Annotated in this window: 22 protein-coding genes; 16 read left to right on the top strand and 6 right to left on the bottom strand. The window is 39.2% G+C overall.

What is annotated here, in order from left to right; all coding sequences use genetic code 11:
• Positions 1-184 precede the first annotated feature (184 nt).
• The 8 genes from ribBA to ACG9ZL_RS14885 all read left to right on the top strand — a co-directional run bounded on the left by ribBA (position 185) and on the right by ACG9ZL_RS14885 (position 8,409).
• Positions 185-1,306: a bifunctional 3,4-dihydroxy-2-butanone-4-phosphate synthase/GTP cyclohydrolase II gene (ribBA, locus tag ACG9ZL_RS14920; protein ID WP_336952522.1), complete on the top strand. Its 1,122-nt coding sequence runs from the start codon at positions 185-187 to the stop codon at positions 1,304-1,306.
• Positions 1,307-1,403: 97 nt separating this feature from the next.
• Positions 1,404-1,874 carry a 6,7-dimethyl-8-ribityllumazine synthase gene (gene ribH, locus ACG9ZL_RS14915; RefSeq protein WP_004718750.1) on the top strand — a complete coding sequence of 157 codons (471 nt, stop codon included), beginning with the start codon at positions 1,404-1,406 and terminating at the stop codon, positions 1,872-1,874.
• Between the two features lie 3 nt (positions 1,875-1,877).
• Positions 1,878-2,327 (top strand): transcription antitermination factor NusB, encoded by a 450-nt coding sequence (gene nusB, locus ACG9ZL_RS14910; protein ID WP_004718751.1) that lies wholly within the window; start codon positions 1,878-1,880, stop codon positions 2,325-2,327.
• Between the two features lie 11 nt (positions 2,328-2,338).
• On the top strand, positions 2,339-3,256 hold the full coding sequence (gene thiL, locus ACG9ZL_RS14905; protein WP_419360590.1) for a thiamine-phosphate kinase: 918 nt from the start codon (positions 2,339-2,341) through the stop codon (positions 3,254-3,256).
• A gap of 22 nt (positions 3,257-3,278) precedes the next feature.
• The gene (locus ACG9ZL_RS14900) at positions 3,279-3,755 is read left to right on the top strand and encodes a phosphatidylglycerophosphatase A family protein (protein ID WP_336952600.1); all 477 of its coding nucleotides are present in this window, start codon (positions 3,279-3,281) and stop codon (positions 3,753-3,755) included.
• Between the two features lie 21 nt (positions 3,756-3,776).
• Positions 3,777-5,141: a bifunctional UDP-N-acetylglucosamine diphosphorylase/glucosamine-1-phosphate N-acetyltransferase GlmU gene (gene glmU / locus ACG9ZL_RS14895; protein ID WP_419360588.1), complete on the top strand. Its 1,365-nt coding sequence runs from the start codon at positions 3,777-3,779 to the stop codon at positions 5,139-5,141.
• Between the two features lie 12 nt (positions 5,142-5,153).
• Complete coding sequence (gene glmS, locus ACG9ZL_RS14890) at positions 5,154-6,992, top strand: glutamine--fructose-6-phosphate transaminase (isomerizing) (RefSeq protein WP_419326923.1); 1,839 nt, start codon at positions 5,154-5,156, stop codon at positions 6,990-6,992.
• A gap of 445 nt (positions 6,993-7,437) precedes the next feature.
• On the top strand, positions 7,438-8,409 hold the full coding sequence (locus ACG9ZL_RS14885) for a cation diffusion facilitator family transporter (protein WP_419360586.1): 972 nt from the start codon (positions 7,438-7,440) through the stop codon (positions 8,407-8,409).
• Positions 8,410-8,519: 110 nt separating this feature from the next.
• On the opposite strand, the gene ACG9ZL_RS14880 is transcribed toward ACG9ZL_RS14885, so the two are convergent.
• Complete coding sequence (locus ACG9ZL_RS14880; RefSeq protein WP_004718782.1) at positions 8,520-8,840, bottom strand: ArsR/SmtB family transcription factor; 321 nt, start codon at positions 8,838-8,840, stop codon at positions 8,520-8,522.
• Between the two features lie 250 nt (positions 8,841-9,090).
• Positions 9,091-9,360, bottom strand: a complete 270-nt coding sequence (locus ACG9ZL_RS14875) for a DUF4031 domain-containing protein (RefSeq protein ID WP_004718783.1) — start codon at positions 9,358-9,360, stop codon at positions 9,091-9,093.
• Positions 9,361-9,465: 105 nt separating this feature from the next.
• Here ACG9ZL_RS14875 and ACG9ZL_RS14870 point away from each other — a divergent pair, with 105 nt between their 5' ends.
• Positions 9,466-9,984 carry a GNAT family N-acetyltransferase gene (locus tag ACG9ZL_RS14870; RefSeq protein WP_336952528.1) on the top strand — a complete coding sequence of 173 codons (519 nt, stop codon included), beginning with the start codon at positions 9,466-9,468 and terminating at the stop codon, positions 9,982-9,984.
• Positions 9,984-10,454 (top strand): 2-thiouracil desulfurase family protein, encoded by a 471-nt coding sequence (locus ACG9ZL_RS14865; RefSeq protein ID WP_336952529.1) that lies wholly within the window; start codon positions 9,984-9,986, stop codon positions 10,452-10,454. Before ACG9ZL_RS14870 ends, ACG9ZL_RS14865 begins: the two co-directional genes overlap by 1 nt.
• Positions 10,455-10,515: 61 nt before the next feature.
• Here ACG9ZL_RS14865 and ACG9ZL_RS14860 read toward each other — a convergent pair whose 3' ends face one another.
• Both ACG9ZL_RS14860 and pncA read right to left on the bottom strand, forming a co-directional pair.
• The gene (locus ACG9ZL_RS14860) at positions 10,516-11,469 is read right to left on the bottom strand and encodes a bile acid:sodium symporter family protein (protein ID WP_419360584.1); all 954 of its coding nucleotides are present in this window, start codon (positions 11,467-11,469) and stop codon (positions 10,516-10,518) included.
• A 93-nt stretch (positions 11,470-11,562) separates the two neighbouring features.
• Entirely contained in the window at positions 11,563-12,198 is a 636-nt protein-coding gene (gene pncA / locus ACG9ZL_RS14855; RefSeq protein WP_419360582.1) for a bifunctional nicotinamidase/pyrazinamidase, read from the bottom strand.
• Between the two features lie 484 nt (positions 12,199-12,682).
• Here pncA and dapA point away from each other — a divergent pair, with 484 nt between their 5' ends.
• Genes dapA through purC form a run of 3 tightly spaced genes read left to right on the top strand, consistent with a single transcriptional unit; the run spans position 12,683 to position 14,960 of the window.
• Positions 12,683-13,579 (top strand): 4-hydroxy-tetrahydrodipicolinate synthase, encoded by an 897-nt coding sequence (gene dapA / locus ACG9ZL_RS14850; RefSeq protein ID WP_336952533.1) that lies wholly within the window; start codon positions 12,683-12,685, stop codon positions 13,577-13,579.
• 15 nt (positions 13,580-13,594) lie between these two features.
• Positions 13,595-14,203 carry a lipoprotein-34 precursor (NlpB) gene (locus ACG9ZL_RS14845; RefSeq protein ID WP_336952534.1) on the top strand — a complete coding sequence of 203 codons (609 nt, stop codon included), beginning with the start codon at positions 13,595-13,597 and terminating at the stop codon, positions 14,201-14,203.
• A gap of 37 nt (positions 14,204-14,240) precedes the next feature.
• The gene (purC, locus tag ACG9ZL_RS14840) at positions 14,241-14,960 is read left to right on the top strand and encodes a phosphoribosylaminoimidazolesuccinocarboxamide synthase (RefSeq protein ID WP_419310213.1); all 720 of its coding nucleotides are present in this window, start codon (positions 14,241-14,243) and stop codon (positions 14,958-14,960) included.
• Between the two features lie 51 nt (positions 14,961-15,011).
• Here the strand turns inward: purC and ACG9ZL_RS14835 are convergent, their stop codons facing one another.
• Complete coding sequence (locus ACG9ZL_RS14835; protein ID WP_419360581.1) at positions 15,012-15,572, bottom strand: DUF4303 domain-containing protein; 561 nt, start codon at positions 15,570-15,572, stop codon at positions 15,012-15,014.
• Between the two features lie 237 nt (positions 15,573-15,809).
• Between ACG9ZL_RS14835 and ACG9ZL_RS14830 the strand changes: the two genes are divergently transcribed.
• The 3 genes from ACG9ZL_RS14830 (at position 15,810) to ACG9ZL_RS14820 (ending at position 19,733) form a co-directional block, all read left to right on the top strand.
• Positions 15,810-15,998: a heavy-metal-associated domain-containing protein gene (locus ACG9ZL_RS14830; RefSeq protein ID WP_419360579.1), complete on the top strand. Its 189-nt coding sequence runs from the start codon at positions 15,810-15,812 to the stop codon at positions 15,996-15,998.
• Positions 15,999-16,424: 426 nt separating this feature from the next.
• Entirely contained in the window at positions 16,425-18,827 is a 2,403-nt protein-coding gene (locus tag ACG9ZL_RS14825) for a TonB-dependent receptor plug domain-containing protein (protein WP_419360577.1), read from the top strand.
• 372 nt (positions 18,828-19,199) lie between these two features.
• Complete coding sequence (locus ACG9ZL_RS14820; RefSeq protein ID WP_419360576.1) at positions 19,200-19,733, top strand: hypothetical protein; 534 nt, start codon at positions 19,200-19,202, stop codon at positions 19,731-19,733.
• Between the two features lies 1 nt (position 19,734).
• On the opposite strand, the gene ACG9ZL_RS14815 is transcribed toward ACG9ZL_RS14820, so the two are convergent.
• The gene (locus ACG9ZL_RS14815; RefSeq protein ID WP_419360574.1) at positions 19,735-22,083 is read right to left on the bottom strand and encodes a glycerophosphodiester phosphodiesterase family protein; all 2,349 of its coding nucleotides are present in this window, start codon (positions 22,081-22,083) and stop codon (positions 19,735-19,737) included.
• Positions 22,084-22,095: the final 12 nt, after the last annotated feature.

The raw sequence follows: 22,095 nt of genomic DNA, 5'->3' as shown, positions 1-22,095 counted from the left end.
GATCTTTATACTAAATCACGATAAATCATTTTTCTTCTCTTTTCATTGCCCTACAAGCTTGTGTATAACTATCTATCTCAAAGGAAGATGATAAGCATAGGCAAAATACGTAAAAACACGTTAGACTATGCTCCGAATATATTCAATGAAAATGTCATACGACAGAACAAAAAGGTGAAGGTTGATGCCGCTCAATACTGTTGAAGAGCTTGTAGCAGATATCCGTGCAGGTAAAATGGTTATCCTCATGGATGACGAGGATCGTGAAAATGAAGGCGATTTAGTCATTGCTGCAACACACGTACGCCCTGAAGACATCAACTTTATGATCACCCATGCTCGTGGTCTTGTATGCCTAACACTAAGTCGTGACCGCTGTAAGCAACTCGATCTACCATTAATGGTCGACCATAATGGCGCACAACACAGTACAAATTTCACGCTTTCTATTGAAGCTGCAAATGGTATTACCACGGGTATTTCTGCCGCAGAACGTGCCCATACCATACAAACTGCAGTTGCTGCTCATGCCAAACCTGCTGATATAGTACAACCTGGGCATATCTTCCCATTGATGGCACAACCAGGTGGTGTATTACACCGTGCTGGACATACTGAAGCTGGCTGTGACTTATCTCGTTTAGCGGGTTTAGAGCCGGCATCTGTGATTTGTGAAATTATCAATGAAGATGGCACGATGGCACGTCGTCCAGATCTTGAAGTATTTGCTGAAAAACATGGCTTAAAAATTGGTACAATTGCTGATCTGATTCATTATCGTATGACCAATGAACAAACAGTAGAACGATTGGATCAACAAAGCATAGATACTGAATACGGTACCTTTGATTTATACCGTTACCGTGAAATTGGTAATCCAGACATTCATTTGGCTTTGGTTAAAGGTGAACCGCAACAAGGTGTGACAACTGTCCGCGTACATGGTTTCAACCCTGTACGTGATTTATTGAAACTTAATAAAAAAGATGGTGAGCCTGCTTGGAACCTAGATAAAGCACTCAAAACAATTGCTGAGAGTGATCGAGGGGTTTTGGTCTGGATTGGTCAACGTCATCTATCTGACTTAGGCCCTGCTTTAGCAGAACTTGGTAAGCCAAAACCAACAAAATCAAATGCCGCACTTTCACAGCAATATCAAACGATTGGTGTTGGTGCACAAATTTTACGTGATCTCGGTGTTGAAAAGATGAAACTTCTTAGCTCACCATTACGTTTTAATGCATTATCAGGTTTTAATTTAGAAGTGGTGGAATACATCACTGCTGACCAAAAAACCGGTCAATAATTTTTAATCAGATGGCTTGTATTACTCAATTAGGTTTCTAGTTGGGAAATAAAAGCAGTCTGTACAACCACTTATCTGTTAAATTATCGAGGTTGCCATGGCGATTCGCCGAATTGAAGGTTTATTACATCTCGCGAGCGAAGACCGTTACGCGATTTTAGTTGGTCGTTTTAACAGCTTTGTTGTTGAACATTTATTAGAAGGTGCAATTGATACATTGCATCGTCATGGTGTAAGCGACGATAATATCACTGTCGTTCATGCACCGGGCGCATGGGAACTTCCAGTTGTGGCTAAAAAATTAGCAGCTTCTGGTAAATTCGATGCAGTGATCGCACTTGGCGCAGTGATTCGTGGTAGTACGCCACATTTCGACTTCGTTGCAGGTGAATGTGCCAAAGGTTTAGGTGTAGTTGGTTTAGATACTGGCCTACCTGTGATCAATGGTGTATTGACTACGGACAGTATTGAACAGGCGATTGAACGCTCTGGTACAAAAGCAGGTAATAAAGGTGGTGAAGCTGCCCTTACTGCTATTGAAATGGTTAACCTGTTAAAGGCAATTTAAAGCATGTCGCAAACACTCCAAGCTACTTATGCAGCAAAACGTAAAGCACGTCGCTTTGCTGTACAAGGGATTTATGAATGGCAAATGAGCCACAACCCAGTGCATGAAATTGAAGCACGTACACGTGTTGAAAACGCAATGCATAAAGTGGATCTCGGCTATTATCATGAGTTGCTCACAGCCGTGATCGCAAACCATGAAGCATTGGATGCTTTACTTGTTCCTGTTCTAGATCGTGAACTGAGTGCATTAGACGGTGTAGAACTTGCTACATTACGTTTGGGTGCATACGAACTCAAAGACCATCTTGAAGTCCCTTATCGAGTTGTACTCGATGAAGCCATTGAGCTGGCAAAACACTTTGGTGGTGCTGACAGTCATAAATACATCAATGGTGTATTAGATCGTTTAGCAACAAGCCTGCGTGAAGCAGAAAAGCAACAAAGCAAATAAGTTGTTTTTACATGGCTGAGTTTTCAATTATTGAGACCTATTTCAATCGTCAGCAGCAAACTGATGTTGATTTAGGCGTCGGTGACGACTCAGCGCTGCTTTCCCCACCTTTAAATCATCAATTGGTGATTTGCACAGATACGCTTGTCGCTGGTCGACATTTTCCGCTAGAAGCCTCTCCACATGCCATTGGCTGGAAATCTGTTGCTGTTAATCTTTCAGATATTGCTGCAATGGGTGCAAAACCCCACAGTATTTTACTCGCATTGAGCCTATCCCAAATTGATCATGACTGGCTAAAACAATTTAGTCAGGGTTTATATGATTGTTGCGATCAATTTGGCGTACGTTTAATTGGCGGTGATACCACGCAAAGTCCACATCTTACCATTACCGTCACTGCACTGGGCTGGATTGAAACAGGCAAAGCCATTACCCGTTCTGGCGCGCAAGTCAATGATTTAATTGTAGTCAGTGGCTCGATTGGTGATGCCGCTTTTGGATTAAAGCATTTAGGACATCCCCTACAACAACGTCTAGATTACCCAACACCGCGCTGCGAATTAGGCGCTATGTTGAATGACTTGGCATCCAGTATGATTGATGTTTCAGATGGGCTTGCTCAAGATCTGGGGCATATATTAGATGCCTCGGGTGTCGGTGCAAAAATAGATTTAAATCAACTCCCAATTCATCCAGCTTTAAAGCAGCTCAGCAACAATGAGCAATGGAAATATGCTTTAGCGGGCGGAGATGATTATGAGTTATGCTTTACAATAACTATGCAAAATTATGCTAAACTTTTGCAATTAAAACCAAATGTAACCACTACAATCATCGGCCAAGTTACACAAAAATCTGGGATTGTATTTGAGAAAGATGGCTTAGACCATCCACTTCAACTTCAAGGGTACCAACACTTTGCATAAACCTCCGATTGTCTTTAAAAGTATGACATGGGCTGAACGCTTTATTGTGTTCTGTGGTGTAGGCTTTGGTTCAGGCTTAGCGCCTAAAGCACCAGGTACATTTGGCTCAGCATTTGCGCTTTTGTTTATTCCGATTTGGCTTGCAATTGGTTTTTATGGCTCCATATTGGCCATCATAATCATGTCATTGGTCGGTATTTGGATTTGTGGGAAAACCGCAGATATTATCCATGTGCATGATGATGGGCGCATTGTTTGGGATGAGTTTGCTGGGCAATCAATCACCTTCCTGCCTTTAATTTATTTAGGACAAATGAATTGGATTTGGACACTGGTTGGATTTGCACTGTTCCGTTTATTTGATGTCTGGAAACCATGGCCTATTCGTGTCATTGACCAAAAAGTCGATGGTGGCTTTGGGATCATGCTTGACGATATTATTGCAGGCCTCTGGGCAGCAATATGTATCGTGATTTATTTATATTTTAAAATGGCTTAAGCCAGATCTGTTAGGTGTGATATGTCTACAACTGTGATCATTCTTGCTGCAGGTAAAGGAACACGTATGCGTTCTAGTTTACCCAAGGTACTCCAACCTTTAGCAGGACGCCCACTACTCGGTCATGTGATTGAAACAGCAAAACAATTACAAGCAAAAAATATCATTACAATCTTTGGTCACGGTGGTGATCTGGTTAAAAATGCATTTGCACATGAAAATATTCAATGGGTAGAGCAAACAGAACAACTCGGTACTGGTCATGCAGTTAAAGTGACTTTGCCGGTTTTGCCCCAAGACGGCATTTCTTTGATTCTTTCTGGTGATGTGCCTTGCGTACAACAAAGTACCCTACAACGTTTGGTTGATGTATCTAGTCAAACAGGTATTGGTCTAGTCACATTAACGCTTGAAGATTCTACAGGCTATGGTCGCATCGTACGTAAGGATGAAAAAATCCAAGCGATTGTTGAACATAAAGATGCTTCTGATGAACAACGTCAAATTAAAGAAATCAACACAGGTATTTACTGTGTTAGCAATGCCAAATTACATGAATGGTTACCGAAACTCAGCAATGACAATGCTCAAGGCGAGTACTACCTCACTGATATCGTGGCAATGGCTTTAGCTGATGGTATGGAAATCGCATCCATTCAACCAGAATTAGCTTTTGAGGTTGAAGGTGTGAATGATCGTATTCAACTTGCAGCATTAGAGCGAGAATTCCAAAACTATCAAGCTAAATCACTGATGCAGCAAGGCGTGCATCTGATTGACCCTTCACGCTTTGATTTACGTGGTCAACTCACGGCGGGTACGGATGTTCGTATTGATATTAATGTGATTATTGAAGGTCGATGTACTTTCGGAAATGGCGTTGAAATTGGTGCAGGATGTATTATTAAAAATACCCAAATTGCGGCAGGAACCAAAGTTCAACCTTATAGTGTTTTTGAAGATGCGATAATTGGTGCCGATGTACACATTGGTCCTTTTGCACGATTACGTCCAGGTGCAAAATTAGCAGATGAAGTTCATATCGGTAACTTTGTTGAAGTGAAAAACTCTTCTGTTGGTCTAGGTTCAAAAGCCAATCATTTCACCTATTTAGGCGATGCAGAAATTGGTGCGGGTTCAAATATCGGTGCAGGTACAATTACCTGTAATTATGATGGTGCCAATAAACACAAAACCATCATTGGTGATAATGCCTTTATTGGAACCAACAACTCACTGGTTGCACCGATTAAAATTGGTCATGGCGCAACCACAGGTGCGGGTTCAGTGATTACCCATGATGTAGCAGACAACAGTCTTGCATTTGAACGTGCAAAACAAATTTCGAAAGAAAATTATCAACGTCCCCAAAAGGTCAAGAAATAAGAGGATATTATTATGTGCGGTATTGTTGGTGGCGTTGCTGAACGAAGCATTACAAATATTTTAATTGAAGGCCTAAAACGTCTTGAATATCGTGGTTATGACTCTGCGGGTGTTGCACTGGTTGATCAAGGGCAAATCTTACGTGAACGTCGTGTCGGTAAAGTTGCAAATTTAGAAGGTGCGGTTGCAGAGTCTAATATTTTAGGTTCTGTGGGTATCGCACACACACGTTGGGCAACCCATGGTAAACCAACTGAAAACAATGCCCATCCGCATATTTCTGGGCATGTTGCAGTGGTACATAACGGTATTATTGAAAATTACCAAGAGCTTAAAGATGATCTTGAAGCTTTGGGTTATGTGTTTACATCTCAAACAGATACTGAAGTCGTTGCTCACTTAATTACTGAAGCACTGAAATCATCACCCAATCTATTAAAAGCTGTTGAAGAAATCGTACCTCAACTGAAAGGTGCTTATGCACTGGGGATTGTGCATACCGATTACCCAAACGAATTAATTGCTGTTCGTGAAGGTTCACCTTTAGTCATTGGTGTCGGTATTGGTGAGAACTTTATTAGTTCAGACCAATTGGCACTGTTACCTGTGACCAACCGTTTTATCTATCTTGAAGAAGGTGATATTGCGCGTTTAACTCGTGAAACGATTGAAGTTTTTGTCAATGACCAATTGGTTGATCGTCCGGTGAAAGAGCTGGATGCAACCGTGAGTAATGCCTCTAAAGGTGAGTATAAACACTACATGCTCAAAGAAATTTTTGAGCAACCTGAAGCAATTCAACAAACGATCTCTCAAGCTTTAAATGGCAATACACTACGAGAAGACTTTTTACAAAATGCTGAAATAGATTTTAAAAATGTTCAGCAAGTTCAAGTGCTTGCATGTGGTACCAGCTACCATGCTGGAATGATTGCAAAATATTGGTTTGAACAACTGATTGATCTGCCTTGCCAAGTCGAAATTGCCAGTGAATTCCGTTATCGCTCGCCTGTGATTGTAGATAACACCTTGTATGTTTGTATTTCCCAATCAGGTGAAACTGCGGATACCTTGGCTGCATTACGTGATACACAAAAGCGTGCTAAAGCAAAAGGCTCAAATATCTATACTATGACGATTTGTAATGTCGCGACCTCATCTATGGTTCGTGAAACAAATCATCATTTATTAACCCTAGCTGGTCCTGAAATTGGGGTGGCATCAACCAAAGCGTTTACCACACAGCTTGCGGCTTTAATGTTATTGACCCTTAAACTTGGTCAGGTTAAGCAAACCATTTCAGCTGAACATATTGATGAAATCACTTCTGCGTTGTGGCATATTCCTAAAGTCATTTTAGATACCTTACAAAATGATGCAGAAATTTTACGTTTGTCTGTTCTGTTTAAAGAAAAACAGCATTGCTTGTTCTTGGGTCGCGGTACAGAATTCCCAATTGCGCTTGAAGGTGCATTAAAACTTAAAGAAATTTCATATATTCATGCCGAAGGTTATGCTGCGGGTGAATTGAAACATGGCCCATTGGCTTTGGTCGACAATGATATGCCTGTGGTGATTCTTGCACCGAATGATGAAATGCTGGATAAACTTAAATCCAATATGGAAGAAGTCCAAGCACGTGGTGGTGAACTGTTTGTTTTTGCAGATGAAAATAGCGGTATCGTGGCTAAAGATCGTCAACATGTTGTCTATGTTCCAACGGTCAATACTTGGTTAGCACCAATTGTTTATAGTGTACCTGTGCAGTTGTTGTCTTATCATGTTGCAGTATTACGTGGTACTGACGTAGACCAACCAAGAAACCTAGCAAAATCAGTTACGGTTGAATAATCAATTAGTTACTGATTTTAGTGTTTGTATGAGAGTAATAAAGTTTCATACTGAGTAATAAAGTGTAATACTGGATTGCTCAAAAAATCCACACAAGATATGCTCTAGAAAAGCATGGCTGTGTGGATTTTTTGATGCCTAATTTTTATAGATCCATCAATTTAAAAATAACCAAAACAAAAACCATCCTCTTAAACTTAAACCAACAAGATCCCTTAGCGAGAAAAAGCCTCCTTTTTTTTACTTCGCATCAAAGTAAATAAGCTCAAAAGTGAATCAGTTCATTTTAAAAACTTTATTGTGTTTTATTAAACTTAAACACCTAGTGACATCAAATTTTAAATTTTTTGATTCATATTACTGTAAAAAATTAACATGAAGCTATTTGACAAAACAAACATATGAACATATATTCATATGTAAATAATCCAATCCAGAGGTCCTTATGGGACACAATCACAATCATCCCCATAATAGCCATAGTGATCACAACCACACGCATGTACCTGAAGCAACTACAGGAAATGAAAGAAAAATTCTGATTTCCTTCTTCATTATTTTCAGTTTTATGCTTGTTGAAGCTGCAGGGGGAATCATATCTGGTTCACTGGCACTGTTAGCTGATGCAGGCCATATGATGACGGATGCATTGGCATTAGGATTAGCATATGTAGCGTTCCGCTTTGGTCGTCGTACTGCGGATAAATCACGGACTTTCGGCTATATGCGCTTTGAAGTGATTGCAGGTCTGATCAATTCTCTAACATTGTTTGGGATTGTTGGATGGATCATCTATGAAGCGATAGTACGCTTTCAATCACCACAACCCGTTCTTGCGGGACCGATGTTTATCGTCGCAATTGTTGGTATGTTGGTGAATATCTTTGTTTTATGGTATCTCACACGAGATGATACGGATCATGTAAATATCAAAGGTGCGATTCTGCATGTGATGGGTGACTTATTGGGTTCTGTTGCTGCAATTATTGCTGCAATCGTCATCTGGTATTCAGGTTGGACACCGATTGATCCGATTTTGTCTGTGCTTGTATCATTACTTGTATTGCGCAGTGCATGGTCTTTGTTTAAACAAACCATTCATATTTTATTAGAAGGTGCGCCTGCCAATGCCAATACCGCAGATATCACCACTCACTTATTAAAATCCGTTCAAGGCATTCAGAAAATTAGCCATATTCATGTATGGATGATCACTTCAGGAAGAGCAATGGCAACATTACATGTCCAACCTGAAGCAGATGTTGATATCAAGACACTCACCGAACAAATTGAGGATGAATTAAAAACCAAATTTGATATTGAACATCCAACTGTCGCGATTGATTGGCAAGGTGATAGTACCTGTAGCCTTGAAAAACCGACAAAAATTGATCCTCATGCTGGACATAATCATTAAGATTAATATGGATCAAGCACAAATCGCCACAAGGTCATTGATTGTTGCTTTGTGGCATCCACATTTTGAAATTCACTTTAGTTTTAAAATCGATTTGAAAAATAGAAAATTTAACCGCACTGCTCTTCTGCAATATGTTTTGCCATATCAGACAGAACATGACTGACATGCGTATCAGCGATTTCATATAAGACTTGTTTGGCCTGACGTTCACTTTTCACCAAACGTGCTGAACGTAATAAACGTAAATGATGACTAACCAAAGATTGCGACAAATCGAGTGCTTCGCAGATATCGCCAACTGGACTAGGTCCACGCATACAGAATAAAAGAATTCTGAGACGTGAAGCATCTCCTAAAAGTCGAAAAGTTTCAGCCAGAATAATAATCTCGTCTTGCGATATTTCTGTTGAGCCGTCTTTAAAAGTCATATATTAATCACAATCGTTGTTCATAATTTTTCATCATAAAAGATTCTACTCTTGTGCTTCTCATAAGGACAAGACTTAATCGCGATAAAGTATTTTTCTGGAGATGCGGTTTTATCAAGCTTAAATAAAAAACCAACTCTTTATTTCTAATGTTTAAAACACGAATCAAAAATATCTAAGTACGAAACAGGCATACTAAAAACATAAGAAATTGAATTTAATAAATATATTCATTCAGCCTATCAACACTTCATAAAGATTGATTGAGTTGTAACTTCAGTTTCTTTCCACAAGCAATAATGGTTTTTCGATCGGCATCAATTGCGCCATAAGCAATCGCCATTACCCGCATTTGCAGGGTAATATCATAATGCGGATAAGAGGCCGAGCGATGAAATAAACGGGCATCGATTTCCAGCATTTGCGCAAAGTGATGTAATTCCTCCAGTGTATCTGCCATCAAATGACACCATTCTTGGCCTTTAAACGGAACTTTTGCGCGATCGACATACACACTCATAACAAGATTCATTTTCCCTATTTCGGATTGATTATCCCATGAAATTCATCCATGATTGAATACAAATTCAAGGTATAGCAAAGCGTCATTTGATGACAAAATATAATGAAAATTTATCCAGCCACACCAATCCATCTCAAGCAACTCAATCAGCTTGCCTGCACCACATATCACCAACATTTTGCTGATCTTTGGTCAGAACAAGGCCTACAAAATTTTCTCAATCAAAATTTTAGTTTAGAAAATTTGTCCGAATCTCTGCGAGATCCTGATCAAGTTTGGCTATTGCTGGAAAATGAACAAGCGCAAATTATTGGATATGCCAAGTTAAATCTCAACCAATATGAACCACATTTAGATATTATTGGTGCAGAATTACAGAAAATTTACTTGCTTAAAGAGGCGGTTGGGAAAAATTTTGCATCTTCGCTTATGCAAAATGCGATTGATATTGCACGTGAATATCAACAAGCTTCTGTATTTTTGGAAGTATTAACAACCAACACCCGTGCAAAAAAATTCTATCAAAATTTTGCTTTTATAGAGAAATTAAGCATCGACTTTAAAACAGATTTATATGATATTGGTATGGATTTAATGCAACTCGAATTAACCTCAAGATAATGAAAAAATACCTGATTAGTGCATGTCTTGTGGGTGAAAATGTTCGCTACGATGCCAAGAACTGCCTACAACACAAGCTTAAACAACTGTTAGACAAGCAACAAGCCGTAGTGATTTGTCCTGAAGTTTCAGGCGGCTTAAGTACACCTCGGCAACCTGCTGAAATCGTAGGTGGTGATGGTTATCAAGTTTTAAAGGGGCAAGCCAAAGTAAAAGATGCCAATGGTGATGATGTTTCAGCTGAATTTATTCTAGGTGCAGAAAAAACCCTAAAACTCGCCCAATACCATCAAGTGACACATATTATTTTAAAAGCCAACAGTCCTTCTTGTGGTTCACAGATGATTTATGATGGATCATTTTCAGGGCATAAAATATCAGGCAAAGGGGTTACTGCAGCTCTACTCGAACAACATGGCTTTAGCGTACTCACTGAAGATGAGTTTTTAAAGCAGTTAGCGCAAGAATAAGTCAGTATAAATAAAAAGAGAGCCAAAGCTCTCTAAATGAAACGTAAATTTTAAAATAGTATTATTGTTTATTTTCAGCCATTTTATCTGCTTTTGCTGCCCAATACGTGGCTAAAATAGGTCCAGAAATATTATGCCATAAACTAAAAATAGCACTTGGTACTGCGGTTATTGGAGATGCAGCAAAATGTATTGCCGCTAAGGTCACACCTAAACCAGAATTTTGCATCCCCACTTCAATCGCAACAGCTTTAGAGTCAGGATAAGATAAGTTGAATAGGCGACTTGCCCAATAGCCTAATAAAAAGCCTAAACCATTATGTAAAATCACCACACCCAAAATCAGTAAACCCGATTGTAAAATTGAAGCCTTACTGGCTGCAATAATTGCCGCCACGATCACCACAATGGCGATTACAGATATTAGAGGCATCACTTGAATATATTGCTCGGTCTTTTGTTTAAATAGGCTTCTTAAAATCACGCCCAAAATAATTGGAAAAATCACCACTTTAAGAATATCGATGAACATTGAACCCGCATCAATCGGAATCCACTGGCTGGCTAAAACATAGAATATCGCAGGTGTCAAAATAGGCGCTAAAAACGTTGAAACAGATGTACATGTGACGGATAGAGCTGTATTTCCTTTGGCCATATAGGTGATGACATTGGATGCTGTCCCTCCAGGGCAACAGCCGACAAGGATTACTCCTACCGCAATTTCGGGTGGTAAATTAAAAACTTTACAGAGCAAGAATGCCACACTGGGCATCACCACAAAATGTGCAACGACACCAATCACAACCGCTTTGGGATTTGACAAGACATTCTTAAACTCATCTACGGTCATGGTCATGCCCATTCCCAGCATGATAATCCCTAAAACCCAGGGAATATATGCTTTCATCCAGACAAATGCTGCTGGAAAACATAATGCAATAAAGGCAAACACCACAACCCACAAGGCAAAAGTTTTTTGTACAAACTGACTAAAACGTAAAATTGCTGACATTGTCCCTACCCAAGCAGATTGAGGATTTCGGCTTATCTTAAAGCAAGATGTTTTAAAGCAGTAATATTTCTCAAATGATGCAAGTCTTGATGCTTATGCTGTGTTGAGAATCTCTTTTGAGATCAGGCGTTTTACACCCACAGCCAGCATTTCTTGCCATGCATGTTGTAAAGAACCATGTAAATCAATTGCTTTGGTAGCGTCCGAAATCACAAAGGCTTTAAAACCTAACTTGGCGGCATCCATGGCCGTCCATGCGACACAGAAGTCTGTCGCAATCCCCACAATATACACTGTATCTATACCGCGCTCTTTAAGATAGCCCGCCAAGCCTGTAGTGGTTTTATGATCGGCTTCCATAAAGGCTGAATAACTGTCAATTTGGGAACGAAAACCTTTACGAACGATCAGTTGAGCAGTTGGTATGTTTAGATCAGGATGGAATTCAGCATCTTGGGTCCCTTGTACGCAATGGGATGGCCACAATACTTGCGGGCCGTAATCTAAGCTGATCAGGTCATAAGCTTTACGGTTGGGATGATTCTCAACAAATGAAATATGGTTTTCAGGATGCCAATCTTGGGTCAGTACGATATTGTCAAAATGTAGTGCCAATTGATTAATGGTTGGAATGATTTGCTCAGCATAGGCAACTTCTAAATTTCCCCCTGAAGTGAAACCATTTTGTACATCAACAACGATCAAGGCGCTACGCTCAGATTGCAACATTTCCCTACCCTTATATTGGCCCAATGACTATTATTTTAATCGTAAAAATTTAAATATTCGATGACTCAACATACAATAAAAAAGCATACTTTTGCGAGCGTCTTATCAAAATCAATCGTGAAATCATCTAGAACGGTTAGCTAGATTCTAAACGGCGAGGCTCAGCCATCCAATAGAAACTTATTTTCTAGCGCGGATGGATTTCACCCTGTATTTGAATTAAAACTGCACGCTGTTCAATTTGGATAAAAAAATGAAAATTAAAAAAATTGCTTGGAAATGTGAGTGATTTGTTGCTTTTGTTAAAGAATTTCCAAGCTTTGACTAAAGCATATTGTTCTGACACGCTGAATCAGTCATAATTTGCGTAAGCATTAGGCAATCTTTAAGATGATTGTTTCTCGCTCAAATCAAAATACTGCAACCATCCCAATCCATGTTTACTCAAACGCATGTGGATGGAAAAATAGGATATTTTTTTAAAATGACTCAGCAAGCACAGACCATTCAAGGCTCAATTGTCGCAATCGTCACCCCTATGTTTGAAGATGGCAGCGTAGATTGGAAGGGTCTCGAGAAGCTCGTTGAGTGGCACATAGAACAAGGCACTAATAGTATTGTTGCTGTCGGAACAACTGGCGAAGCATCTACTCTTAGCATGGCAGAACACACAGAAGTAATTAAAGAAATTATCCGTGTTGCCAATAAACGTATTCCAATTATTGCCGGTACTGGTGCAAACTCGACACACGAAGCGATTGAACTCACCAAAGAAGCCAAACAACTCGGCGCAGATGCCGCACTTTTAGTCACCCCTTATTATAACAAACCAACGCAAGAAGGTTTATTTCAACACTATAAGGCAGTTGCTGAAGCTGTTGATTTACCTATCATTCTGTACAACGTGCCTGGCCGTACTGGTGTAGATCTGCACAACGACACCGCAATTCGTTTAGCAGATATTCCTCAAATCGTAGGAATTAAAGATGCGACTGGCGATGTTCCTCGTGGTAAAGAGCTGATTGATGGCTTAAAAGGCAAAAACATGGTGGTGTATTCAGGTGATGATGCGACTGCGAGTGAATTGATTCAGTTAGGCGCCCACGGCAATATTTCAGTAACAGCAAATATTGCACCAAAAATCATGAGTGAACTTTGTGCCGCTGCAATTGCAGGTGATACTACAACAGCGAAAAGCAAAGATGACCAAGTTGCAAAATTAAACAATATTCTATTTTGCGAATCGAACCCAATTCCAGTGAAATGGGCACTTCATGAAATGGAATTAATTGGTACTGGCATTCGCTTACCATTAACTCCCCTAGCAGAACAATACCGTGCACCACTGCGTGAAGAACTCAAAGCAGTGGGTCTCATTTAATAAGAGCTTAGTATTATGCAATTACGTTTAGGTTTAACTCTTGCCATTTCAGCTTTAAGCTTGGCGGGTTGTAGTTCCCTTGGAATCAACAATGGTTCTTTAGATTATAAAAACACGACCACCGTAGAGCCACTTAGCTACCCTGAAGGTTCGACAGTTAGACCTGCAACGCCAATGTATCCAGCTCCTATTGTTGACCCACTTGCTCTTCAGCATGCACCAAAATTTGAAAATAAACGAGGCAATCGTTACGAAGTTCCTCGTCCAGATGTTGCTCAAATCAGTGCACCTGCTGATGAAGTTTCTGCATCAGCTGAAAGTGTTGGTCGTCCTCAAATTTTAACTGATGGAAATGGCAATCCACTGATCAAAATTGATGGAAATTCTGCTACAATTTGGCAGTACGCACTTGCGACCCTCAGTAGCTTAAATCATAAGGTTATCGGCCAAAGCAAAAATGCCAATGAGGCAACTGTTAAAATCGATAATTCAACCTATGTATTGAAGCTTACCTCCGTAGGTTCAAGTAACACGCTTGCTGTGTTTAACGCCGATAATAGCTTTGCAGACAAAGAAAAAGCTGCAGAACTATTAACCCAGATTTACCAAAACTGGCCAGCCTAGTCGTTCTAGGCAATTTTTTTTTGCAAAAGGTTCCCCCATGTTAAAACAAACCTTGCTCTATACTGGTAAAGCGAAATCTGTTTATGAAACAGATAGCGCGGATCATCTAATTCTAGTTTTCCGTGACGATGCTTCTGCATTTAATGGCGAAAAAATAGAGCAACTAGACCGTAAAGGTAAGGTGAACAACCGTTTTAATGCCTTTATCATGGAAAAACTGGCTGCAGCTGGTATTGAAACACACTTCGAAAAACTTCTTTCTCCAACTGAAGTTTTAGTGAAAAAATTGCAAATGATCCCTGTTGAATGCGTAATGCGTAACTATGCAGCAGGTTCACTATGTCGCCGTTTGGGTGTTGAAGAAGGTTTAGAACTTGTTCCACCAACGTTTGAATTGTTCTTCAAAGATGACGCTTTAGGCGATCCTATGGTGAACGAATCTCAAGCAATTGCATTGGATTGGGCAAATGCTGAACAATTGGCACAAATGAAAGAATTGACTCAAAAAGTCAATGTTGTGCTTAAAGATTTATTCGCTCAAGGCAACATGCTTCTTGTTGATTTTAAACTTGAATTTGGCGTGTTCCATGACCGTATCGTATTGGGTGACGAATTCTCTCCAGATGGTTGCCGTCTATGGGATAAAGACACCAAGAAAAAACTCGACAAAGACCGTTTCCGTCAAGGTTTAGGTGGTGTTGTTGAGGCTTATGAAGAAGTGGCTACACGCATTGGTGTAGATCTTTCAGATATCTAATTTTAGATACTGATTCTTCAGAAACCGAGCTTTTTAGCTCGGTTTCTTATTTTAAAATGCTGATTTTTCTAATAGATAATCATATAAATTTTCACCAGCTTTTTTCTGAAAGCGGTTTTCAAATAAAGGTACCAAAAACTCAGGATTAATTTGTGGGAAGCTGGTGTCCTCAAAATCTTCATCGGATGGGTCTGCATATTGAATAATGACAATAATTTCTTCACCCTGTTGGTTTTTTAATTTTCCTTGTATTCTTAAATCTTGTAATGCTTGAATAATGGTCTTTTGATACTGCGCTTGTAATTCGCTATATTGCTCATTTGTATAATCCTCTCCCAAATCCTGATACAAAGCCGTGATTGCATTGTGAACACGATTATTGGCAGTACTTGAACAACTCCATTCTGAAATCCACCATGCTTCATAGACGTCTTCAAAGGTTTTTAATTGTTCTAATGTGCATCCTACATAAAAGAAACCACAGAAATCCTCAACCATTCCCAAACCAATAGCACATAAATGCTGATCTTGTGTAAGCTGCTGAATTTCAGCGAAAGCATCTTGGATATCTTGGTAAATCACTGAATATAAATGGTCTTTATTCATCATCATGTTCTTATCATTCACAATTTCAATACAGAGTTTACTATCAAAGCATAAATTCTGTATATAAACCATTCACCGAGGTTGGCATTTAGCATTCGTAAAAAATTGAGCAATCGACGACTTAAAAATACTGTAAATTATTTTTGAAAAAGCGTTGCGATGAAACTTTAAACATTAAAACTTGACCTTACAATTATGGTAAGGTTTATCTTAAGTTTAAGTCTTCTTAGAGCAGGGTGAGATATGGAATTTTATATTGAAAATATGACCTGTGGTGGTTGTGCACGTGGTGTAACCAAAACAATTCAATCTGTAGATGAAAATGCTAAGGTGATTGCCGATCCACCAAGTCACAGTGTTAAAGTTGAAACAACAGCAACACAGCAACAAGTGGTTGATGCTTTATCAGAAGCGGGCTTTCCTCCACGCTAAGCTGATTGGATAAAGTTAAAAGGGCTATCAATTTAAGGTAGCCCTTTTGCATTAAAGCAAATATAAACTGATCAAACTGGGCTCTGTCAGGGGAATTATACGTCTGTATAGCATTGATCAAACACAGCTTTTTCTGATGTAAATTGTTGATCATCATTCTATTTCATCAACTTGATTCAATATCATCGCCTCATCACTGAGCCATTCAAAATCATACGCTTTATCAATAATTTCAAAAGATTGTGTATCAAATTTCCCATAAAACATCGCATGATAAAATCTAGATTTCTAAACTGAGAACACTTTAAATAACCCTACACTTTGCAGATTTTATTCTATTTATATTTTTAAAAGTTGTTTTCTAAATAATCTCAAGCTCACTATGATCACAACAAACCGTTACAAAAAGAGCTACAAAATAGAGTTATGCGTACATTATCAAAACGATATTCATTAAGCCTGACCGCCAGCTTAGTTTTTACATTTCTGTATCCACATGCATACGCTGCGGAACAGATTCCAGCCACCCAAGAAATTAAAACACTTGATACCATTGTTGTCACAGGTACACGTTCGCTAAAACGTTCTAAAACAGATTCCTTCCAACCGATTGATGTGATTAGTGCAGCGGAATTGACAGAACGTACAGGTTCAAGTGAGTTAGGTACGGCGCTGGCTAAAATTATCCCCTCGATTAACTTTCCTCGTCCAACCGTTGTCGATGGAACAGAACTCGTTCGCCCAGTGCAACTAAAAGGGCTTTCTCCTGATCAAGTTTTGGTTTTAGTGAATGGCAAACGTCGCCATACAGGGGCATTTATTAACCTTGGGGGCACCATTGGACGTGGTTCAGCACCGACCGATTTAAATGCCATTCCGATTTCTGCCATCAGCCGTATTGAAGTACTTAGAGAAGGTGCGTCTGCTCGCTATGGTTCAGATGCAATTGCGGGGGTCGTCAACATTATCTTAAAGTCTGATCCTAAAACAGGTGATGCTGGTATTCGTTACGGTATTTATAACAAAGGTGATGGTGAACAAAAACAATCCTATGTCTCGGGCGGTACTCAACTGGGCAATTATGGTTATGCCATTTTTTCCGGTGAATGGCAGGACAATGAAGCAACCAATCGTTCAGGTTTAGACTTTCGTGATCCAAATGCTACCACATACGGACAAAGAACCTTCCGTTTTGGTGATCCAAAATCTGATGAGGTAAAAGCTTCTGTTAATGCTGGTTTTGACCTCAGTGAGAGTGTTGAATTATATGGCTTTTCAACCTATAGCCATCGTAATGCAGAAACTGCTGGATTCTATCGTTTGAGTAATGCCTCGAACAATGTACCTGCATTATTTCCAAATGGTTATTTACCCCTGATTCGCGGTCAATTAGATGACTTTAGTGCTGTTGCAGGCTTACGTGGGGAAGTCGCAGACTGGCGCTATGATGTTTCAGCCAATTATGGCTTAAACCAATATGATGTAAATACAAAAACCATTAATGTCGATCTATACAAAGATACAGGTTCAACACCAAATTCATTCCATAATGGACAGTTAAAGAATATCCAAGCTGTTTATAATATTGATCTGTCCAAAGAATTTGAAATCTCTGCTTTTGCAAGTCCATTAAATGTCGCATTTGGTGCGCAATATTTAAATCAACAATATCAAATCAAAGCAGGCAATCCTGCCTCTTATTATAAAAGTGGTTCTTCAGGTTTATCAGGCTTTCGCCAAGCAGATGCTGGGAAATGGACACGTGACAGTTATGCAGGATATCTCGATTTAGAAACAGATATTACCCAAAAACTTTCAGCATCTACAGCCTATCGTTATGAGAAATATGATGACTTTGGGGATACCAATAATGCATCTCTTTCATTGCGTTATAAGCTTTTACCTCAAGTTGCGGTACGTGGCTCAGTTTCTACAGGGTTCCGAGCACCGAGTTTGGCACAGCAATATTTCACTCAAACTTCTTCGCAATTGGTCAATGGACAGTTTGTTGAGGCTGGAACATTTCCAAGTTCTTCTCAAGTTTCACAATTGCTGGGCGCAGAAGACTTAAAAGCTGAAAAGTCAAAGAACTATAGTCTTGGCTTGGTATTTACCCCAACTAACAACCTATATTTAACTTTGGATGCCTACCAAATTGATATTGATGATCGTATTAGCTTATCTTCAAATATCGATGCCAGTAGCCCCGCTGTTCGCGCTTATTTGGTATCTAAAGGGATTAGCGATACCAATTTCAGCACGGTTCGTTTCTTTAATAATGCCAGTAATACCCGCACTCGTGGTGTAGATTTAGTTGCCAATTACCAATGGCAAAACCTGCCTTATGGCGAGTTAACCACATCTTTGGCTTATAATTTTAATCGTAATAAAGTCACCGAGGTGGATAAGAACCCTGAGATTTTAAATGCTTTAGGTGTCAATCTCACTCGTTTAGACCGTCGTGAACAATATGGTCTATTGGCAGGAAGCACACCTGAACATAAATTCAGTTTAGCCAATGATTATAAAATTGGAAATTTTGGTATCAATACCAATATCACACGTTATGGAAGCTTCGAAACTTACAGTAACTCAGGTGCTGCCAGTGATCAGAAATTTTCTGCAAAATGGCTGTTGGATTTGGCACTGACATACCAATTTAACAATTGGAAATTTACTGTTGGGGGAGACAATATTACCAATGTATATCCAGATAAAGATGTTTATGACATCAACAAACCTACAGGCGGAAGTTTACAATATAGTCAGTTCTCACCTTTTGGCTTTAATGGTGCGTTCTATTACGGCAAAATTAATTATAAGTGGTAGGCTTTAAAGTTAACTAAGAACATCAAACCGAGTTGAATGACTCGGTTTTTTTATGCTTGTCGTTATTGGGTATATCCCCAACCTGTTCATAAACAGATACACTAGAATATAATTTTTCTTCATTCATAATTTTAATTAAATCAATTCAATAGGCAAATAAGTTGTTTCACTTAAAAAACATTCATTGCACATTTTGCTTTGAAAGTTTAAATCAATTTGCGTAGGCGCTGCCTAACTTTTTAGAGATGAGAAGAGACACGTTACAAAATCTCCTGTTGGATCAGCGAGTATCGGTAAGCTTGGATTGCTGATGAACTTTTTTTAAGAAAATTATATACTCAAAACAAACGATATTCAGATTTTTAATTCAACATGATAAAAACAATTTATGCTGTCATTTTATTCTTGATCATTTTAAATCCTGCACAGGCGGAAGAGTTAAGCTGTCAGCAAGATTATCCTAAAATTATTTCGCCTGACTTAGATCAATTAGGACAAGATTTAAAGAAAAATGATTATTCATTTATGCAACAAAAAACCCATCCATCTCTGATCAATTATGTTGGTGGTGCAGAAGCTTATCAGCAGTTGCTTAAATACGCTCAAAATCTGCTTGCCAAATCACAGGTAGAAATTGTCAATGTGCAATCAAAGCCACCACTTTATAGCTATATCGTAGATCATGAAGAAATTTGCTTTGTACCCAAAACCATCACCATGAAAGTTGCAGGTCAAATTCAAGCAGCATCGCCCTCATTTATGGTTGCCATTCGTTCACTACAATCACATCAATGGACCTATCTGGACGGTGCAGGACTAAAGAATAATCCTCAGATGCTGTTTACACTTTTTCCAAATTTCCCCAAAGATGTAAAACTTCCATTTCAAACAGATGCCATAAAATAAGCTATTGGATGATGACCTTTATAGGGGCTGAAAAGATTTGATAGTAGTTTTGTGCATCGATCTGATATTTATAACCTGCCAAAACATATGCAGTGCCCTTTTCAGAGAAACTCAACTGACCATTTTTAATCTCATGTTTTGCAGAACCTGATAAAACGACAAAATTGCTGAGTTGCTGATTGAGTTTCGCTCCATCTTGCTGAACCAATTGCGCATTGAGTAATACTGGCTGTTCAGTTTTTACTTTGACATTCTTGGGTGCTTGAATATCAACGATATATTTCGCATAAAGTTGCGCAGAATTGGTGGTTATCCCGTAGGTCCCTGCAATATATAATTTTTTAAATGTTTCATCAGTCAATGCCCAAGGCCAAAAACTGATTCCACGGTGCTTGGTCGTTTCTAAAAGATTGATCAAATCAGCACGATAAGCAGGGTTATACGTTGAATTATATTTCTGAACATCGGCATTGATTTGTTTGGCGGCAATTAAAGTATTGCGACTATTGGACATGCTTCCAACCAATAACCCTCGCGGTATCTCAGACAATTGTGACTGCGCACGTGCAACTTGATCTGCATTAAATGAGGTCGTGACGACTTGATTTTCAACTTGGTACTTTTTAATTTCATCCTGCATTTTTGCAACCAATGCTGGATTGGCACTTTTCATTTCGATCATCAATACAAAGTTTGGATTGTGCTTAAATGTAGTGAAATATTCTGCAAGGGTCGGTATTGGATAAGCTTTGTTTTTAGATTTTAATTGCTGAACCTGCGCAAGGCTCATTTCTTCAATTTTACCTGTTGAACGCGTAGTGCGATCCACTGTTGCATCATGCATCACCACAAGATGCTGGTCTTTGGTTAAATAAATATCGTTTTCAACAATATCTGCACCCAAAGCAACTGCATGTTTTGCACTTTCTAAGGTATTTTCATCTTCTAAACTTGGTACACCACGATGCCCAATAATAAAGGGTTTACGCAATAAAGTGTTTTTTGGAAATTGTTTTAAGACACTGGCAAATAGCGTACTTTGCGTTGTAATAATCCCATTCACACCTGAAGTCAAAATACTGGCAACATCCTGCGGATCATGTGCTGATGTATCAACCCACACTGTCATTAAATGACGTTGAATAAAGCTGACACTGGGTTTGTTGGCAAGGCTATGCGGAAGAACCACGATGCGTGCATAGGCCTGATTAGTACGACGCATAATTTCAGAAAGACCAACATGACTCTCCTTTAAATTTTCGCGACTTAAATCTAATGCTGTTCGAAGCGTAGGTACAATTTGATGCGCAGACTTGAGTAAATCATCACTTTTGGACAATACAGTAATATCGCTCATATCGTGAGATTTAGAGAGTAATTTTAAGGCTTCAATGCTTTTGGGATCTTTGATTTCTAAAACAGGAATGGTATTGCGCTGTGGATTGGATAAATATTGTTGTAATGTTTCAACCACCTGCCCTGTCTGATCAAGCAAGTTTAAATTGGCATCTAATTGATAATATAACTGATTGGTTGAATTTAATGGACTGCTGGTAGTTTTAACTTTTTGAATCAGCGTCGGTGCCAAACCAACATTAGTTTGAATTTCTTGCACTTGAGTGACTTTATTGGCTAAGTCTGGCAACGCACTGGTTTGTTCAGAGACTTGAATATTTTTAACTTTTAAGACTAGGCCTGTTGCTGAAAGGCCTATGCCACCTTTGGCAGATCCTTGGTCAAGTTCTACATCTTGCATCAACTGGTGGTTTAAATAGTGTTGTACCCGTTGTCCAGACACCACAATGCTGGCTTTATACCATTGATTTGCTTTGATGTTCTCCGAAAATGCTTTCGTTTCAGAGACTTCCCATTGCCCGTTACTTTTATGCCGACCAAACTCCGTACCATTTTTTGCAGTGGTGTCTGTTCTGAGGGTAAATTGATAATAACTGCTTGGAATCACCCCCTGTGTTTCTGTGACATCATAAATCACACTGCCCCAACGCGAGTTATTGACAGCTTGGTCTAAAGTAAATTCGAGATCAATGCGATAGTTTTGTTGTTTCTCAAGATTTTGCGGTAATAAAATTGAGGTCGGACTGACTGAATTTGCTCGACCATCAATATGAAGCATCCCATTTTCAACATAGACGTTGCCGGCATTGTTGCCAGGAATACGCCAGCCTTGAGGGATTGTTTTTTGCTGAACAAAACTTTGTTGATAAAGTGTTTTAAGCTGCTGCGAAGCAAGTTTAGGCTGATTTTGGGTCGAAATTTTACTTGCAGGCTCAGCATGGCTCAACATCGGCAAAGAAATTAAAACAGCAAAAGATAAAACGGATAATTTCATAAAATTTCTAGA

The organism is Acinetobacter legionensis, assembly GCF_048551735.1.
GTDB lineage: Bacteria > Pseudomonadota > Gammaproteobacteria > Pseudomonadales > Moraxellaceae > Acinetobacter.
This window is presented reverse-complemented; position numbering and strand designations above follow the sequence as displayed.

Coding starts and splice junctions, on each gene's coding strand:
- ribBA (WP_336952522.1), top strand. CDS start 185: ATGCCGCTCAATACTGTTGAAGAGCTTGTAGCAGATATCCGTGCAGGT.
- ribH (WP_004718750.1), top strand. CDS start 1,404: ATGGCGATTCGCCGAATTGAAGGTTTATTACATCTCGCGAGCGAAGAC.
- nusB (WP_004718751.1), top strand. CDS start 1,878: ATGTCGCAAACACTCCAAGCTACTTATGCAGCAAAACGTAAAGCACGT.
- thiL (WP_419360590.1), top strand. CDS start 2,339: ATGGCTGAGTTTTCAATTATTGAGACCTATTTCAATCGTCAGCAGCAA.
- ACG9ZL_RS14900 (WP_336952600.1), top strand. CDS start 3,279: ATGACATGGGCTGAACGCTTTATTGTGTTCTGTGGTGTAGGCTTTGGT.
- glmU (WP_419360588.1), top strand. CDS start 3,777: ATGTCTACAACTGTGATCATTCTTGCTGCAGGTAAAGGAACACGTATG.
- glmS (WP_419326923.1), top strand. CDS start 5,154: ATGTGCGGTATTGTTGGTGGCGTTGCTGAACGAAGCATTACAAATATT.
- ACG9ZL_RS14885 (WP_419360586.1), top strand. CDS start 7,438: ATGGGACACAATCACAATCATCCCCATAATAGCCATAGTGATCACAAC.
- ACG9ZL_RS14880 (WP_004718782.1), bottom strand. CDS start 8,840: ATGACTTTTAAAGACGGCTCAACAGAAATATCGCAAGACGAGATTATT.
- ACG9ZL_RS14875 (WP_004718783.1), bottom strand. CDS start 9,360: ATGAGTGTGTATGTCGATCGCGCAAAAGTTCCGTTTAAAGGCCAAGAA.
- ACG9ZL_RS14870 (WP_336952528.1), top strand. CDS start 9,466: ATGAAAATTTATCCAGCCACACCAATCCATCTCAAGCAACTCAATCAG.
- ACG9ZL_RS14865 (WP_336952529.1), top strand. CDS start 9,984: ATGAAAAAATACCTGATTAGTGCATGTCTTGTGGGTGAAAATGTTCGC.
- ACG9ZL_RS14860 (WP_419360584.1), bottom strand. CDS start 11,469: ATGTCAGCAATTTTACGTTTTAGTCAGTTTGTACAAAAAACTTTTGCC.
- pncA (WP_419360582.1), bottom strand. CDS start 12,198: ATGTTGCAATCTGAGCGTAGCGCCTTGATCGTTGTTGATGTACAAAAT.
- dapA (WP_336952533.1), top strand. CDS start 12,683: ATGACTCAGCAAGCACAGACCATTCAAGGCTCAATTGTCGCAATCGTC.
- ACG9ZL_RS14845 (WP_336952534.1), top strand. CDS start 13,595: ATGCAATTACGTTTAGGTTTAACTCTTGCCATTTCAGCTTTAAGCTTG.
- purC (WP_419310213.1), top strand. CDS start 14,241: ATGTTAAAACAAACCTTGCTCTATACTGGTAAAGCGAAATCTGTTTAT.
- ACG9ZL_RS14835 (WP_419360581.1), bottom strand. CDS start 15,572: ATGATGATGAATAAAGACCATTTATATTCAGTGATTTACCAAGATATC.
- ACG9ZL_RS14830 (WP_419360579.1), top strand. CDS start 15,810: ATGGAATTTTATATTGAAAATATGACCTGTGGTGGTTGTGCACGTGGT.
- ACG9ZL_RS14825 (WP_419360577.1), top strand. CDS start 16,425: ATGCGTACATTATCAAAACGATATTCATTAAGCCTGACCGCCAGCTTA.
- ACG9ZL_RS14820 (WP_419360576.1), top strand. CDS start 19,200: ATGATAAAAACAATTTATGCTGTCATTTTATTCTTGATCATTTTAAAT.
- ACG9ZL_RS14815 (WP_419360574.1), bottom strand. CDS start 22,083: ATGAAATTATCCGTTTTATCTTTTGCTGTTTTAATTTCTTTGCCGATG.